We start from the raw sequence: 14,389 nt of genomic DNA, 5'->3' as shown, positions 1-14,389 counted from the left end.
CGGAACGCTGCTGCCCGCCCGGCGAGATCGTGGTCGTCGTCATCAGGATCACTGCCTGTCCACTACGGAATGGATCAGAAACCTTCTCTGGCTACCTCCAGCACACTCCCCCACAGCACAGAAACCCTGAGCAAGCAATACCTAGAAGACAGAAAACGGGACACCTCGAGGGGATCATCGCCCCCCACTCCCCCACAGCACAGGAGGCCCACCCCCTGCCCAGACACTCCGCAGCAAGCGAACCCCGCAAGGGCCAACCGCACCGCTCGGGTCCCGGCGCACCGAGGGCCCTCGCATCCCGCACGACGCAGTGCGCACTGCAAGCGCAATGGCATCTTCCTGCAACGGGCACAGGAACCTGCCATCCCTTCTCCTTCCTTCAAACCACCCGGCGGTGCCATATTCGGATCCAGGCATCCGATGCCACCTCCTCGGATACGTGATTCAGGGAGACTTCAAGCAAGGTGAATATAATGCACTTGGCACGCAGCAATAAGATCGGATTCTCTGCGGCAGCCGCCACAGCCGCTTTCTGCCTGGCAGCCGGAATCCAGGGCTTGAGCGGCACGGTCGGCACCGTTGCGCAAGCGACGAATCCGGATCCCGACGTGAAAATAGTCGGTGAGAAAAGGGAAAACTCATCCCGGCCCATCGGGCAGAGCGGCGTCGGCCAGTACCTGGTTGATCACATGAGCTGAAGGCAAGGCCGTGAGAACTGAGGGGCGGTCATGGGCCGACTGTCAAGATCACGTTCATTGAATCCAGAGGCTCCGCATCGGACACCTGTTCCGCCATGCTCGATGCGCCACGTACTCGCGCCTATCCGAAGGCCACGCGTTGACGCTGAACGGAATCTGCAGTCCCCAGGCGGCCCGCCGAGCCGCCCAGACGATCTTCGGGTGCCTGTGTCCGGAGAGGGTACTGGTGTCGGATATGCAGCCATTAGTACGGGAATAGCCGTGCCTGGTGGAGATAGCCTTCACGCCGGAAGTGAAGGCTATGTACGGGCGGCACGGTCCAAGCGCAGGGTGATCTGGTGTGGGCTGCCTTTTCGCTGTGCAGGTGAAGGCAGCCCACGATGCGAAATCTGGCGGGGGAGCCAGTAATTGTTATCGCATGAAAAGTAGATCATGAATCGATGGCTTCCGAGAGAGTAGAAACTACTCCATGTTTCTGTTTGTCTGGGAGGTTGTGGAACAGGCTTGTTGAGACGACGCGGCCCAGTGCTGATGTGCGGCGAGGGACGGTTCAGTCCAGGCAACGTGGGTGGGTGCCGTAGAGGGGTGGCTTCGCCAAGGACGTGCCCCAGCCGCGAACAGTGCTGGCGCAGGTGGACGGATGGGCATCCGGCTGAACGGTCTGGAGTGCGTACGTGTCGGCCGCCTGGCTGGCGGTTGTGGCATTTGCTGGGAGCGGGGGCCGCCGTGACGGAGACGGAATGGGAGCCGTCGCCGTGCAGAACCTCGACGGGGCTGCGTCCCGGCAGTCGGCCTCCCCGCGCGACGTACTGCGCGAGCACTTCCGGTGATGGGCGCGCGGGTCCAGACAACCGGCGCGGCTGCCGACCCGGGCAGGGCGATGTTCCGGGCTTCACGCTAAGCGGGTCTGTCCCTTGACCCACGGCACAGCCTTGCTCTAACCGCAAGGCGCGGCGGCGCGCCATCAAAGAGGGCCCAGAGAGCGAGAGCCCCGGCTCTGGTCTCGCTGCGAGAAGGCCGTATCGAGGCGGACTTGTGTAGGGGAGTCCGGCCTGGCGATTGTTCTGGGGTGCGATCAGCGTACGCGTCCGAGATGAATGACGCTGACGCGGACCTGCTGGTCGCTGATCTCGTACATCACGCGGTAGGCGGCGACATGGATGCGCGGCAGGTCGGCGCTGCCGAACGCGCCGTCAGGGCGGGGGCTGTCGGCGAGGCTGTCGACGGCGGTGAACACCTGCCGGACTCCGTCGGGGTCGTCCTTGGCCGACCGCTCTGCCTGCGCGAGTGCTTCGGGCTCCCAGATGACCTCGTAGCTCATGCCCCAGCTCCGCCAAATACACGGCGGTACGCCTCGGCGTGGGGGACGCTGGCGTCTTCCCCATGGGCCTGGCGTCCGCGGTAGGCGGCCAGTGCGCGCAGCTCCTGCAATTCCAGGGCGTCGGCGGGGCTGACCAGTACGGCGATGGTCTGCCCGTGGTCGGTGATGGCGACTGGCTCACGGGTGGCGCTGACCTCGCGCGCGATGGCGCCCAGCCGGGCGCGGGCTTCCACGATCGAATACGTCGTCTCCGTCATGCATGGCACCTTACGGAAGTGTGCACATTCTGCCGCGCCAGCATCGTCTGCGTGATTGCTGCGCCGTCTGTTGCGGAAATCCCGGATCAAGAGGCTTGTACCTCCCGCAGCGAACGACTTTGTGCGTGACGAACCCATCCCGCCTCCCGGCACGACCGTGATCGACGCACAGATCCCTGCCGTCGCCGGCGGACAGACGCCACACACATCGCCTCGCGGGCCCGGCGCGGGCGAGACTGGGGCAGTGACTACCGCATGCCTCGGGCCCTCGGCCCCGGCCCTGAGATCTCCGAGCCGACTGCACGTGACCCGCGCGCCCGGACCGCCGCTGCCCGTGCTGCTGACGGCAACTGGACCGTCGAACCCGCCCTCGTCCCTGCGCCCTTGGGGCAAGGACGAGGGCGGGCGTGCGGCACTTCAGAGCTGGGGGGTCATTCGTGGGGCGGTTGGGGTGGGTGGGTGTTCTGTGGTTGGTGGGGGTGGCAGGGTACTTCCGGCTTGCCATTGGGGCCAGTTGAGGTTCCAGTCTCCGTAGCCGTTGTCGAAAGTGTTCATTTGTGGTCCGGGGCCGTTGATTACGCGGATGACGTCGCCTGGGGTGAGGGTGTTGTAGAGCCACGCGGCGTTGCTGGTGCTCATGCCGGTGCAGCCGTGGCTGACGTTTTCTGCCCCGTGCGCGTCGGCTGACCAGGGTGCGGCGTGGAGGTATTCGCCGCTCCAGGTGACCCGGATGGCATGGCGGACGGTGAGGTCGTAGGCATCGGGGTGGTTCTTGGGGATGCCGATGGATTCGCTGTTCATCTGGATAGCAGGCTGCTTTTCCAGGACGGTTTTGATCCCTGCGCGTGTCCGGTAGCCGTCCTTGCCGGTGGTCACCGGAATAGTCCTGATGGCCTGGCCGTTTCGGTACACGGTCATGGTGAACCGGGCGACGTCGGTAACCGCCTCGACTCTGTCCCCTGTAGTGATCTTCAACGCTTCCGACCCACTGCCGTACAGCGAATCTGTGATCCTCACACCGTCGAGCAAGCTGCGAACGGTGATGACCGCGTGCGCAGGCCAGAAAGACGGCGGCCTGAAGTGGAGAGTCTGGGCGTCCACCCAGTGCCAGGATCCTCCGGCATGCGGGACAGACGTGACCCGCAGCCTCCCTTCGACCGCTGCCCGCGCCGACCGGTCGCCCTGCGGCACCGGGTAACTCAGATGCGCCGTCAGCGGCTGCCCCACCCCGTAGACACCCGGCCCCGGACCGAACCGGACAGCCAGCACCCCAGCCCCGGCCGGCCGCCCCCCATCAACCCGGAACAACGGCCGGGAGGGGCTCCCTGCCACCCAAGGCGAAGTCACGGCGGTGGCAGATGCGATGCCGGAACGGGAGTCCGTTACCTGCCTGGCAACCCCACCCTTGTTCCTGAGCACAGTCCGGGGTGCTTCCTCCCCAGGCAGCATCGCGGAAGCCAAGAGCATCACTCCTGCGGACACCGGCAAAGCGCCCCGCTTCCACAAAGCACGCGCAGGCATGCCTACCTCCCACACTAAGAACCGCACCGACACAGACCCATGCCTGAATGATCAACGCGTCTGCCAGCCAGCGCGAGCCGGCAGTCGGGTACCAGGAGCCCCGACAGCGGCGGTTAGAGCGTCCCTCAGCAGCAGGCCGCGAGCCGCAAGAGCACAGGGTTCGCTGTGGTGGTAGATCCGCAGGCGGGATCCATCTCGAGGGATTGGCTGAGCATGAGCATGGACTACTGGCGGACGCTCTTGTTCGGGGTGGTGATCGTCGCATGGCGCCTCGACTCCGCGCAGGTGTGCGCAGACGTACGGGTGGCTCTTGCCCGGCTGGCGCATCCCGCCGGGCACCGGCCCGTCACCGCTGGAGTGCCCCGCGCGCGGACCGCATGCACGCGTGTCCGGGCACTTTCGTGCATACGGCCCCGACCGGCCGGACCAATCACGAAGTCACCCGTCTGCCGCCCGCTGTCGGGCGCCCTCCCAAGCCAATGCCGTATACCGTTTTTCAGGGCGTTCCTACAGGACGGCGGATTCCAGCAGCGGTCCCGTGCTCCTCCCGGCGTGAGGCCGCTGTTCTGCCAGGAATTCTGTCCGCATCGAGTCGGCGGTCAGGGGCATATCCACGGAACCAGCCCGCTGATCTGACCGTGTGACAGGCCTGCAGTGCTGATCCCTCGAGCTAATTCCTTGGGGACTACGCCGTTGGAGTGTGTGGGAGGTTTGTGCCTGGTTGGTGTGTGCGGGATTCTGAATTCGGCATGACAGCGCACGGGATGCATGGTCGGGAGAGGGTGGGCGCGGATGGCGACGGCTGCGGAGGACATTCCGGCGATTGTTACTGTGCGTTGCCATGTGTGCGGCAGGAGTGTGACCACACGCCTGTCCGGTAACACCACGCGCTGCCCGGTCCAGCGGGGCGGCTGCGGGACTCCCCTCACGGTGCCGGTCCGGTCTACCCGCTCGCCGGTCGCACTTACTTGCTATGCCTGTGACCACACGTGGGCGACCCGGGCCAGGGCCGGCAACACCGTCCGATGCCCCGCGTGCCTTCACCCCCGGAGAATCTCCAGCACAGCCCGCACCCAGCGCACGCCCGCCCTGCGCCCCGCCCCCCATCTCGGCACCACAGCCCCGGTTTCTCGAACGGGGTGCCTGGGCCGACAACGAAGACTACGAGGACGACGAAGAACAGGAAGACGAGGACAACGCCGGGACGGACCGTGAACGTACGGTTGGCCGGGAAATCTTCCACCTGGCTCTGGACGATCCGCGCCCCAACGGCTCTCCCATCGCTTCAGCAGTGCGGGGGGGAGCGCGGCCGGCCGGCTGTGCCGGGAGGGCCGTTCCCCGTGCGGCCCCAGGCCGCACGGGGCCGCGTGGCAGCTCCGGCCACCGGGCAGCGCCGCACGAAAGCCGCCGTCTTCCTCAGGGCCCTCGGCAGCCTCCTGCACCTGCGTGCTGATGCCCCGCAAGGGGGTTGTGAAGTCTCGGATCTGGCCCAGAGTCCGGAAAGCCGGCTCTGCGGCGGCTCGGCGGAGCTGATCGTGCAGTACAAGGACCAGCGGGGCCGGCTCCTTGCCATCGTCCATGCATGTACCGGGCATGCCGAATCTCTCCAGGCCATGGCTTCCACCCGCCTCGATGTACGGGCTGTCATCCACGCCTTTCCCTCTTCGTGATGGCCGGTTCTCGGGGGACCGGTCCGTGGCCTTCGGGGCGGGAAGTCATCTGGCCGCCGGTCCCCGGCCTGCGGAACTCCTTCCGGTCAGGATTCCTGAGGGCGGCAGGCGTTCAAAAGGGGAGCCAGGCGTCGCGCGGAAGCGGTCGGGCGGACAGCGAGGTAGGTCTGCAGGGCGGGTGCGGGCGGGGCGAACGGGCGGAAGGCGGTGCGGGCGGTGGGCAGTATCGCGGCCTTGGAGGAGTAGAAGACGGTCCAAGTGGGCTTGCCGCTGCCGATGGCCGCGAGGGTGTCCTGGTCGGTGGTGAAGGCGGGGCCCATGACAGGCTCGAAGCCTGCGGCCCGGCAGGCGGTGGTGATCAGGTCGACCAGGTGCGGGTTGGCGTGGCGTGGTGCGATGCGCAGCGGCATGGAGGCCAGGTCGGCGAGCTCGACGCGTTCGCATGCGGCCAGCGGATGCGACGCGGGCAACGCCGCGACCAGTTCGTCCCGCCATACCGGGATCAGGTCGAGCCCCGGGCTCTGACCGACCCCGCGCACAAAGGCGGCGTCCAGTACGCCGTCCCGTACCTGTTGCAGCCGGGGCCCGGGTGGGGCGTTGTGCAGTTCCACCGTGACCTCCGGCGCATGGTGTGCTATATCCGCCAACAGCTGCTCCAGGCGTGAGCCGAGACCGGTGTTGGTACCGACACGCAACGTCGTGAGCCGGTCGGCGTGGAACGCGGTCATCGTCTCCAGTGCCGCTTCCTCGGCCGCCGCGATGGCCCGGGCGCGCGGCAGGAAGGCGTGCCCCGCAGTGGTCAGTGTGACGCTGCGGGTGGTCCTGTCGAACAGTTCCAGGCCGAGTTCGCCTTCCAGCCTGCGGACTTGCTGGCTGACGGTCGGCTGGACGACGCGCAGCCGTTCGGCGGCGCGTCCGAAGTGCAGTTCCTCGGCCACCGCGAGGAAGTACCTGACCTGCCGCAACTCCATACCCACCTCTTTCACTCATTACGATCCGTGATCAGTGTGTGAGTCAAGTGTGCCTTGATCGCCACAGCGCGGGGCGGTGAACTGGGCCTGCGCCACGGCTCAAGCCGTACGGCTTCAAGAACAGGACCAGGAGGCAGCCATGCCCGCAGTGACCGTCCAGCAAGGCCCCCGCGACGTCGAGCTCAAGCGGGAGCTGATCAAAAAGATCACCGACGCTTTCGTCGAGACTTACAAGATCCCCGCTGAGACGGTGATGGTCTTCATCGAGGAGACCCCCACCGACAGCTTCGGCGTCGGCGGCAAGCTCGCCGCCGACAAGTGACCCTACGCATGCTGTGAGCGGATGCGCAGTTCCCCGCCTCGGCTGCGTCAGGTGATCCTGGGCCACACGCGCGGTGCTCGGACAGTTACGGTCCCTCCGTATGAAGGGATCAACGCTCCCTAAGCCGGTCCTCCGCACGGCGGGCCCGGGAACACCGCTCCGCTCCTTCGAGCTGGTGCGGGATGCCGCCGGCGCGAAGCCCGCGCAGGTCCGGAACGCGGTTGTAGAGGGTGCCCGGGGAGACGCCGAGCATCTTGGCGATGGCGGTGGTGTTGTTCTCCGGGTTGGGCAGCAAGTCGCGGGCCATCTGTAGAATCTCCTCGTCGACCGGCCCTCGCGGGTGCCCGCCACGATGAGCTCGCTGATGAACTCGGCCAGCACGGCGAAGACGTGGAAGACCAGCCGCCCGCCGGGGCGGTGGTGTCCAGGCGCTCGTGCAAGCAGGTGAAGCTGTTCTCGCGGTTCCGTAGCTCGCCCATCAGTCGATGAGTTCTTTCAGCGAGCCGCCGTACCCGTCCAGCGAGGGGACCACCAGGGTGTCGCCAGCGTTGAGGAAGGTGTGGCATGCCTTCAGCTCCGGACCCAGACCGTCCTTGGCTGACTTCTTGTCGGCGAAGGTCCCGTCGGCACCCGGCCTCACCCAGCGCGTCGAGCTGCCGGTTGGGCTTCTGGCCGCCAGTGGACCCCCGTCGTACCTCAATGCGAATCTTGAACAAGCAGACTAGTTCGGCAACTAGGAGTTCAGCTCGCCTCGCTTTCTGTGACCTCACGGATCTACGCGCGTTGCACCAGGCTGCTCGGCCACGGCAGGGACCGCCGTCGCGTAGGCATGAGGACAGGGGCGCCAGTTCGATGAGGATGAGTTAACAGCGTGCTGTCCAGGTGCAGCGGCTGTCTGCAAGGCCCGCGCGGGTAAACCCGTCCCGCGTGCCGGACGCCATCCTAGTGCGGCCAGGAGCGCGAGAAGAGGCGCTACGTGAGGCCGTGAGCAGGAGCGCGAGAGGCCGCCGTGGGAGGGGGCCAGCAGTCGTCGACCGCTCTGCGTATCACTGTCGGTGAGCGCTTTTCCTGGCCGGGGGCCCATAGTTAAGTCTCGCGCTCCAAAGACTACCCTCCTTGGAGTGGCGGCAAAGCCCCCTTGGCGGTGGTCACCTTCCGTTCGGGGGCTATCGCGTGTCACGGGGGTGGGGCGGCCCTGAGGCGTGTCTGGGTGCATGGAGGGCGGCGCGGGCCAGGAGGGACGGGGTTTCCGTAGAGGGCGGTGTGCAGGGCGGCGGTCAGTTCGCGGTGCTCGGGGTCGCTTTCGATGTCGTGCAGGACGTAGTAGGCCGGGCCGGCGAAGAAGCCGGAGCGGATCCGCTGGCTTGGCCATCCGCTGCGGGCTGTGATGCTCGCGCGATGTATACCGCCTCCTGCTCCCTTACGGCCTGGTAGACGGTGCAACCGGCGGGGAGGTAACCGGCGGCGGCAGTATCAGATCATTACCCCGGGCGAAGAGGCAACCACGGTGTTGACGCTCCTCGTGTCTCTGGGGGTGTTGAACTGTTCGGGGTTGAGTCAACTTTAGTGAGCATTAGAGCCTATTGGTTGGCGCTGTGATCGTGGCATGAACCTCAAGGAGTGGGCGAAGACGAACGGTGTGCATCCGCATACCGCCTATCGCTGGTTCCGTGAGGGCAGGTTGCCGGTCCCCGCGACGCGCGTGGGACCGCGCACGATCCTGGTGAACGTCGAGGCGAACTCCTCGGCGGCGCCGTCCGAAGGCGTGGACCTGGAACGGCAGGTCGCGCGGCTGGCCGGGTGGGCGGCAAAGACCGGGCAGCCGGTGGTGCGCATCGAGTCGGAGATCGCCTCGGGCATGAACGGCGCCCGCACGAAGGCGCGTCGCCTGCTCGCGGATCCGAAGGTGACGACCGTGGTGGTCGAGCACAAGGACCGCCTCGGCCGGATGAACGTCGAGCTCGTCGAGGCCGCCCTGTCCGCGACGGGCCGTCGCCTGGTCGTGCTCGATGACGGCGAGGCCGAGGACGATCTGGTCCGCGACATGGTCGAGGTACCCACCTCGTTCTGCGCCCGCCTGTACGGACGCCGCTCGGCGAAGAACCGCGCGCAGAAGGCCCTTGAGGCGGCTGCCGCCGATGAGTGAGAAGAAGCAGCTCCGGACCATCGACGCGCCGTTCGTCGCCCTCGGCCCGTCCGGGGTCGCGATACGCGCCTCAAAAACCTCACCACCGAGGACGAAAAGGCACTGCGCCTGGCCGGCGAGCACCTCGGCCGGCTGGCGTCCACCGATCTCAAGGCCCGCTGCGCGGACGGCAACGAGCACTCCACGGACACGTGGGCGGCCCGCAAACGGGAGCTGACGCCGCTGTCGTCGTCGCGGTGGACGGGTGCGATCACGAAGGCCACCCACGACCAGTGGGCGCTGTCGCAGCGCTGTCAGCTCGCGCACATCCAGAACCTCGAAGCCAGTACCCGCACGCTGATGCACCGCCTGTCCCTCCCGCTCGGGAAGAAGGGCAGCAAGCGGGCCGCGGGCGGTCCAGCCAGGGGAGTGGAATCGCCTTCTGCCAGGGCCCTGCGGCAGTCGGCGGTGCTCATGCGCCAGGTCCAGGCGGCGCAGCAGTTCCACTGCGGAAGCGGTGATCCGCAGGCCGGTCCAGTCGAAGTCCGCGCGCCAGTGCAGGCGGGTACCGAACTGGGCAGCGTCAGCGAGGAGCTTGTGGCAGGCGGCCGACGGGATGCTTTCGGTACAGACCAGGGCGGCAGCGCGGCCTTCGAGTTCGGCGGCGGCAGCACGTAGCAGGGCGGGGTTCTCGCAGACGTGGATCTCGCGGGCGGCGGGGGCCACGTCTGCTGCCGCCAGCTGGTGGAGGGCGAGGCGGAAGGGAGTGCCGGAGCCGGTGGCATCGCGCAGCCAGTCGCATACCGCGTCGTCGCCTCGGGCACCGATGTTGAGGACCAGGACCAGGAGCGGCGGCACGTTATCCGGGCGGCGACGGGATGATCTTCGGGTTGTCTGTGCCCGGGAGGCGCTGTGTCGTTGGTCGCGCGGGCCCCTCGTTGTTGCTGGATATGCAGGGCCTGTCCCGGCCCCAGCCGGGACAGGCCCTGTGTTGGCACGCTGAGGGGGGTACCTGTCGTGCCGACCTCAGATGATCATGGAATCCCGGCTTCCGGGTGAGTGGTCTCTACTCCACTCTGCGATTGTGGCGCGATGACGTTTGTCCAGTGTGAGGCGGCCGTCCGCCTGCGTCGCCCACGACTGCGGGTGCGGTTTCAGGCAGTGGGCAGGGCTGTAAAGTCTTTTCGGTGTAATCGTGGTTGGTTTGTAGGGTCAGATGCGGTTGTTGGTGAGGCGTCCGTCGAAGGCGATGCCGAAGGCCTGGAGGGCGTGCTTCCGGCGGGTGGCCCAGCGTTTGCTGCCGGTGCCGGTCGGGTCGAGGGACACCACCGCGAGGTAGACGCACTTTTGGCAATCACCAGTTTCAGATTATTCCGCCACCGGGCGGTTATCGGCAGAGGCCGGACGCACCATTCATGGAATCCGGAGCGGGACACCTCGAGCCGTGCGTACATCTTCGCAACCGGCGGCGTATATTCGTTTCTCGAAATAGATGCTGCGCACTCGGCATCGATGAACTCGAACTTAGCGCTCACCGAGGAGCGATTCGATGTTCGGCTCGGGTTGTTGCGGGGATGGTGGAGCCTGGGCCGGCGGGGCGGGAGTTCTGCTGTGTGACCGCGAGCGTGATCTCGAGATGCCGAAGAGTGCCCGGAGTGGCTCCCGCCAGGGCACTTGTGCTGGAGAGTGCTTGAGGTGGTGGAGGGGCGAATCAGATTTTCCGGATCTGTTCGCCGACGGGAGACGATGGGCCACCTGGGTTGCATCGGGACCGGCATGCTCATCGGCCGGCGAAAGCCACCGGTCCGTGAACGGCCCGGATCCGACAAGATCCTCAACCGGTCCATCAGCGTGCTCCGCGCTGCGGTTGAAAGAGCGATCGCACACCTGAAGGACTGGAAAATTCTCGCCACTCGCTACAGCGGCCCGCCGGACACCTTCGCTGGCATCGTCCGCACCGTCACCGCAGTCGCCTTCTTCCGAACCCTCTGGTGAGACTTGTGAATACCACCCCGGGGGTTGCGCCGGCGGAAGAGCCTGCGCCGTGTGGCGTGGGCGAAGCGGCCGGCATATGTGCAGCAGGCCCCGGTAGAGGCTGGGCGGGGCCAGCTCCGTGACCTCGGTAACGTGACAACACCGACCCGCTGGGCCTTCGGGCCAGCAGATTGGGTCCTGAAACGAATGTCTCAGGCTGTCAAGGCATCTGCTAGAGCAGAGGAGATCGGCATCTGCGTGCGTTTCTCGATCCATCCCCACTGACCATTCGGGTTAAGGTCGACGAAATTCCACTCACCGGACGGCGAAACGATGAAGTCCATCGTGGCGAACCTCAGAGAAAGCATCCCCATCATGCGACCGACTCGCGATCTGATCTTTGAGGGGACTTCGACAACGGAATAACTCAGACTTTCGTAGTCGGATCTCCAGTCTATGGCGGACTCTGCAGAGGATGCATCAATTCGCGCAGCAAAGAAATCTTCATCGACCACAGTCAGTCGCACCTCGAACTCCTTATCCACCCATTTCTGGAAAAGATGGGCGGTCAGGGAAACTGAGTTATCGAGATCTGCTTCGTCGGCAACAGTCGAGAACGTCACCTTGAGCTTCCCTTCATCTGAGAATGAAGGGGTGCTGAGAGTCTTGTATATTATCTTCCCGTGCTTGCGGGCGAACTGCTGTGCGGCGACAGGGTCGTTTGTGACTAAAGTTGGAGGAACCGTCAGCTCGCATGTTCTGGCCACTGCAAGATGGACAGGCTTTATCTGGGCGTGAGCATTTGCAGCAGGGTGATTCACCCACTTCGTCATGGAGCTGAGAACGCCGCCGAATCCCATCCTCGCCTCGCTGTTGGCGAATGACTTCTCTGGATTAGACATGCTTGATGCGAACTCAAACTTCGTCGGCCGCCGATAGTAAACGCAACCGACGGCCGAAAGATCAATTACTTCACCGTCACCCTCCAGGAACCCCACCCACTGGTCGTCAAGCGTCGCTCTCAAACGAAGGCTCTGCGGGAAATCTCCGGGATTGCACCTGGAGTACCCTACTCCGCGCCGGTCAAGTTCCTGAGTGACCAGAGTGGCACTCGAGTCCGCCGGGCAAGTGAGAATCAGAACTCGCGAATTGGAACTGATAGACATGTAGGGCCTTTCCGTGGAGGGTCCACAGGGATATGCAAGTCGAGCCGGATCTTGCTGGATGCGACCCACACCGATCCGCACGCTGCGGGGCTGCCTCAGATGCTCCCAGTGCGCCGCCTCGGCTTATTTGACGACTGCGGTAAAGAATTCGCAGTTGGGAATCTTTTCTGCATCTGGCAACGGCGCTCCGCGCTAACGTCGCAGCCGTGAGTGCCATGAAAAAGCCGCGGGGCAGCGATGCGGCTGGTTCCGGGCTTTGGATACGAGCGTGCCAATCCGAGGCGACACGCTCGCGTGTCCACGTTCAAGCGGAACCCTGTGCCGCCAGCGTTATTCTGGCCTCACGTGACTTATAGAGATTGCCGCTCTCACGCCTAGTCGAAGTAGTCCTGTTCCACATCGTTGTCCTGGTTGAAGATCGTCTGGAGGTTCATGGTCTCGTGGAGCGTGTACTCACCCTCTCCATCCCGGCCGGGCGGCCTAAACTCGCCCGGCCGCCAGGGGTGGGATCCGCCGCCTACCATGCTCACGCCGTAGCGCATCCCGAGAGGGCGGAGGGATGGGTCACTGGCCTCGGCTTCGTTGATCTGAACGCGCATGTCCGTGGTTCCAAGCGGGAAAAGCGTGGCCTCGGTGTATATAGGGTCACTCTCGAAGGCGACGTCCGCCGTAATTCCAAGTTCAACGCCGATCGATTTTACGGCGAGTAATGCTGTCATGGTCCACTCTTTTCGTAATGGTGTAGAGAGATGTGGGTGCACTGGACTATGTCAAACGACTCGCCAGGGGACCGCGCATCACCCTCAGTTTAGTATTCCCGCGCGCCAGAGAATCTTGAGTATGGTTTACCTATTTCGGGTGGGTCGAGTGACGTGGATCGTCCTCGCGACAAAAGAACCTTTCTCCAGCAGGCCGGGCATGACCCCGCACCGGACGCCGGCCACGGTGGAGGAGCAAGTCTGCGACCTGCAGCGGACCCGCAAGCTGGGACCCGCCCGGATCGGCCCGATCCTGGGACTGCCCGCCTCGACCGTCCACCGGATCCTGACCCGGCACGGGCTGAACCGGCTCGCCTGGCTCGACCGTCCCACCGGCATCGCCATCCGCCGCTACGAACGTGACCGCCCCGGCGAACTCGTGCACGTGGACGTGAAGAAACTCGGCCGGATCCCCGACGGCGGCGGTCACAAGACCCTGGGCCGTCAGGCCGGCCGGGCCGCCCGCAACAACATGGGTTTCGACTACGTCCACTCCGCCGTCGACGACCACTCCCGCCTGGCCTACAGCGAGATCCACCCGGACGAGACATAGCGGGTGGCGATGCCTCGCCGGGCTCTCAGCTTGTTGATCAGGCGTTCGACGGTGTTCCGTTCCTTGCAGAGGCCGGCGTCGTGGCTGATGGACCGGCCGCCCCGTGAGCCCTTCTTCTTGCGGTTCGCGGCCTGGTCCTTCTTCTCCGGGATGACTGCTGTGACGTTGCGTTTCCGCAGGTAGCGGCGGTTTGCGTGCGATGAGCAGGCCTTGTCGCCGGCGACTGCGCCGGGTCTGGTGCGGGGACGGCCGGCCGGCAGACGGACTCGCACCTTCTCGGGCACGGGGATGGACTGCGGACTGTCCGCGGCCTGCCCGGCGGTCAGGACGAACGCGAGCGGACGGCATCTGCGGTCCGCCGCGAGATGAATCTTGCTGGTGAGGCCGCCCCGGGACCGGCCGGGCAGGGCTTGCTTCAGCGGGATCTTGCGCCGGTGCCGGATATGCCGGCGCTCGTCCTGTCCGTTCTGTTCCTCCGTGCCACCCCTTTTTTTGCCGGGCTGTCTCCTGCTCCTGCGCGGCTTCCTCCAGGGCCGGCATGAGGTGCTTGCTGACGCGGAGCCCCGCGGCGTCGTGGTGGGCGCGGACCGTAGTGGAGTCCACGCTGACCAGCGGCAAGTCTGTTTGCTCCGCGCGGGCTGCCTGAGCGGTCAGGCCTTCCAGCAGGGCGGTGAACACACCGGCGTCCCGCCAGACGCGGAAACGTCCGCAGACGGTGGTTCATGGACCGGACCCGGCAGGCATCTCCCGCCACTGACCGCTGGAGCGGAACCGCCAGACCACCCCCTCGAACTGCTCCCGCAAACGCTCCGGATACGGGCCGTATCTGCCGATCGGCAGATACGGCCCGATGAGCTTCCACTGAGCATGGGCGAGTTGCCTACGCGTCACCCCCACAGTCCTACCGGGGTTCCACCCCACGAAGAGCCCAGAACCCGGCAACTGATCACGACATCACACAGGCCCTACGGCGTGGTCGACGACGAGGTGCCACATGGCAGGCCAGCGGGCCTGTCTCCATCTGAGTCCGTGTAGCCAGCGGAGCCTGTGATG

Annotated in this window: 13 protein-coding genes and 4 pseudogenes; 7 read left to right on the top strand and 10 right to left on the bottom strand. The window is 65.6% G+C overall.

Annotated features, from left to right (window positions below; translation table 11 throughout):
• The first annotated feature begins 473 nt into the window (after positions 1-473).
• Complete coding sequence (locus tag ACFQ79_RS30955; RefSeq protein WP_383589621.1) at positions 474-698, top strand: hypothetical protein; 225 nt, start codon at positions 474-476, stop codon at positions 696-698.
• Between the two features lie 1,075 nt (positions 699-1,773).
• On the opposite strand, the gene ACFQ79_RS30950 is transcribed toward ACFQ79_RS30955, so the two are convergent.
• From ACFQ79_RS30950 to ACFQ79_RS30940, 3 genes are all read right to left on the bottom strand, one after another.
• Positions 1,774-2,019 carry a type II toxin-antitoxin system RelE/ParE family toxin gene (locus ACFQ79_RS30950; protein WP_383589619.1) on the bottom strand — a complete coding sequence of 82 codons (246 nt, stop codon included), beginning with the start codon at positions 2,017-2,019 and terminating at the stop codon, positions 1,774-1,776.
• Complete coding sequence (locus ACFQ79_RS30945; protein WP_383589617.1) at positions 2,016-2,276, bottom strand: type II toxin-antitoxin system Phd/YefM family antitoxin; 261 nt, start codon at positions 2,274-2,276, stop codon at positions 2,016-2,018. The genes ACFQ79_RS30950 and ACFQ79_RS30945 overlap by 4 nt, the downstream gene beginning before the upstream one ends.
• 417 nt (positions 2,277-2,693) lie before the next feature.
• Positions 2,694-3,503, bottom strand: coding sequence for a L,D-transpeptidase (locus ACFQ79_RS30940; RefSeq protein WP_383589615.1), 810 nt, complete (start codon positions 3,501-3,503; stop codon positions 2,694-2,696).
• A 1,661-nt stretch (positions 3,504-5,164) separates the two neighbouring features.
• On the opposite strand from ACFQ79_RS30940, the gene ACFQ79_RS30935 reads away from it, so the two are divergent.
• Positions 5,165-5,467 carry a hypothetical protein gene (locus ACFQ79_RS30935; protein ID WP_383589613.1) on the top strand — a complete coding sequence of 101 codons (303 nt, stop codon included), beginning with the start codon at positions 5,165-5,167 and terminating at the stop codon, positions 5,465-5,467.
• Positions 5,468-5,553: 86 nt separating this feature from the next.
• Here ACFQ79_RS30935 and ACFQ79_RS30930 read toward each other — a convergent pair whose 3' ends face one another.
• Positions 5,554-6,438, bottom strand: a complete 885-nt coding sequence (locus ACFQ79_RS30930; protein WP_383589612.1) for a LysR substrate-binding domain-containing protein — start codon at positions 6,436-6,438, stop codon at positions 5,554-5,556.
• A gap of 139 nt (positions 6,439-6,577) precedes the next feature.
• On the opposite strand from ACFQ79_RS30930, the gene dmpI reads away from it, so the two are divergent.
• Positions 6,578-6,760, top strand: a complete 183-nt coding sequence (gene dmpI / locus ACFQ79_RS30925; protein WP_383589610.1) for a 4-oxalocrotonate tautomerase DmpI — start codon at positions 6,578-6,580, stop codon at positions 6,758-6,760.
• Between the two features lie 109 nt (positions 6,761-6,869).
• On the opposite strand, the gene ACFQ79_RS30920 is transcribed toward dmpI, so the two are convergent.
• Together ACFQ79_RS30920 and ACFQ79_RS30915 are read right to left on the bottom strand one after the other, a co-directional pair.
• Positions 6,870-7,067, bottom strand: coding sequence for a hypothetical protein (locus tag ACFQ79_RS30920; protein ID WP_383589608.1), 198 nt, complete (start codon positions 7,065-7,067; stop codon positions 6,870-6,872).
• A 171-nt stretch (positions 7,068-7,238) separates the two neighbouring features.
• Complete coding sequence (locus ACFQ79_RS30915) at positions 7,239-7,400, bottom strand: hypothetical protein (RefSeq protein ID WP_383589606.1); 162 nt, start codon at positions 7,398-7,400, stop codon at positions 7,239-7,241.
• Between the two features lie 966 nt (positions 7,401-8,366).
• Here ACFQ79_RS30915 and ACFQ79_RS30910 point away from each other — a divergent pair.
• A complete protein-coding gene (locus tag ACFQ79_RS30910) occupies positions 8,367-8,906 on the top strand; it encodes an IS607 family transposase (RefSeq protein ID WP_383589604.1) in 540 nt (179 codons plus the stop codon).
• A pseudogene (locus tag ACFQ79_RS30905) lies at positions 8,899-9,302 on the top strand (IS200/IS605 family accessory protein TnpB-related protein); the annotation flags it as partial. The gene ACFQ79_RS30910 and the pseudogene ACFQ79_RS30905, both read left to right, overlap by 8 nt.
• Positions 9,303-9,455: 153 nt before the next feature.
• On the opposite strand, the pseudogene ACFQ79_RS30900 reads toward ACFQ79_RS30905, so the two are convergent.
• Positions 9,456-9,611 (bottom strand): annotated as a pseudogene (locus ACFQ79_RS30900) (DUF2399 domain-containing protein); the annotation flags it as partial.
• A gap of 1,050 nt (positions 9,612-10,661) precedes the next feature.
• On the opposite strand from ACFQ79_RS30900, the gene ACFQ79_RS30895 reads away from it, so the two are divergent.
• Complete coding sequence (locus ACFQ79_RS30895) at positions 10,662-10,880, top strand: hypothetical protein (protein WP_383589602.1); 219 nt, start codon at positions 10,662-10,664, stop codon at positions 10,878-10,880.
• 191 nt (positions 10,881-11,071) lie between these two features.
• Here the strand turns inward: ACFQ79_RS30895 and tgmB are convergent, their stop codons facing one another.
• Positions 11,072-12,025: an ATP-grasp ribosomal peptide maturase gene (gene tgmB / locus ACFQ79_RS30890; protein ID WP_383589600.1), complete on the bottom strand. Its 954-nt coding sequence runs from the start codon at positions 12,023-12,025 to the stop codon at positions 11,072-11,074.
• Between the two features lie 374 nt (positions 12,026-12,399).
• Complete coding sequence (locus ACFQ79_RS30885) at positions 12,400-12,744, bottom strand: hypothetical protein (protein WP_383589598.1); 345 nt, start codon at positions 12,742-12,744, stop codon at positions 12,400-12,402.
• A gap of 184 nt (positions 12,745-12,928) precedes the next feature.
• On the opposite strand from ACFQ79_RS30885, the pseudogene ACFQ79_RS30880 reads away from it, so the two are divergent.
• Positions 12,929-13,330: pseudogene (locus tag ACFQ79_RS30880) on the top strand (IS481 family transposase); the annotation flags it as partial.
• Between the two features lie 2 nt (positions 13,331-13,332).
• Here ACFQ79_RS30880 and ACFQ79_RS30875 read toward each other — a convergent pair.
• Positions 13,333-14,227 (bottom strand): annotated as a pseudogene (locus ACFQ79_RS30875) (IS5 family transposase); the annotation flags it as partial.
• Positions 14,228-14,389: the final 162 nt, after the last annotated feature.

The organism is Streptomyces sp. NPDC056480, assembly GCF_042795405.1.
GTDB lineage: Bacteria > Actinomycetota > Actinomycetes > Streptomycetales > Streptomycetaceae > Streptomyces.
Note: the sequence above shows the minus strand (reverse complement) of the source record. Positions and strands in the feature narration are given on the sequence as shown.

What these genes read in the sequence shown, in the direction of transcription:
- ACFQ79_RS30955 (WP_383589621.1), top strand. Translation starts at nt 474, where the DNA reads ATGCACTTGGCACGCAGCAATAAGATCGGATTCTCTGCGGCAGCCGCC.
- ACFQ79_RS30950 (WP_383589619.1), bottom strand. Translation starts at nt 2,019, where the DNA reads ATGAGCTACGAGGTCATCTGGGAGCCCGAAGCACTCGCGCAGGCAGAG.
- ACFQ79_RS30945 (WP_383589617.1), bottom strand. Translation starts at nt 2,276, where the DNA reads ATGACGGAGACGACGTATTCGATCGTGGAAGCCCGCGCCCGGCTGGGC.
- ACFQ79_RS30930 (WP_383589612.1), bottom strand. Translation starts at nt 6,438, where the DNA reads ATGGAGTTGCGGCAGGTCAGGTACTTCCTCGCGGTGGCCGAGGAACTG.
- dmpI (WP_383589610.1), top strand. Translation starts at nt 6,578, where the DNA reads ATGCCCGCAGTGACCGTCCAGCAAGGCCCCCGCGACGTCGAGCTCAAG.
- ACFQ79_RS30920 (WP_383589608.1), bottom strand. Translation starts at nt 7,067, where the DNA reads ATGGCCCGCGACTTGCTGCCCAACCCGGAGAACAACACCACCGCCATC.
- ACFQ79_RS30910 (WP_383589604.1), top strand. Translation starts at nt 8,367, where the DNA reads ATGAACCTCAAGGAGTGGGCGAAGACGAACGGTGTGCATCCGCATACC.
- ACFQ79_RS30895 (WP_383589602.1), top strand. Translation starts at nt 10,662, where the DNA reads ATGCTCATCGGCCGGCGAAAGCCACCGGTCCGTGAACGGCCCGGATCC.
- tgmB (WP_383589600.1), bottom strand. Translation starts at nt 12,025, where the DNA reads ATGTCTATCAGTTCCAATTCGCGAGTTCTGATTCTCACTTGCCCGGCG.
- ACFQ79_RS30885 (WP_383589598.1), bottom strand. Translation starts at nt 12,744, where the DNA reads ATGACAGCATTACTCGCCGTAAAATCGATCGGCGTTGAACTTGGAATT.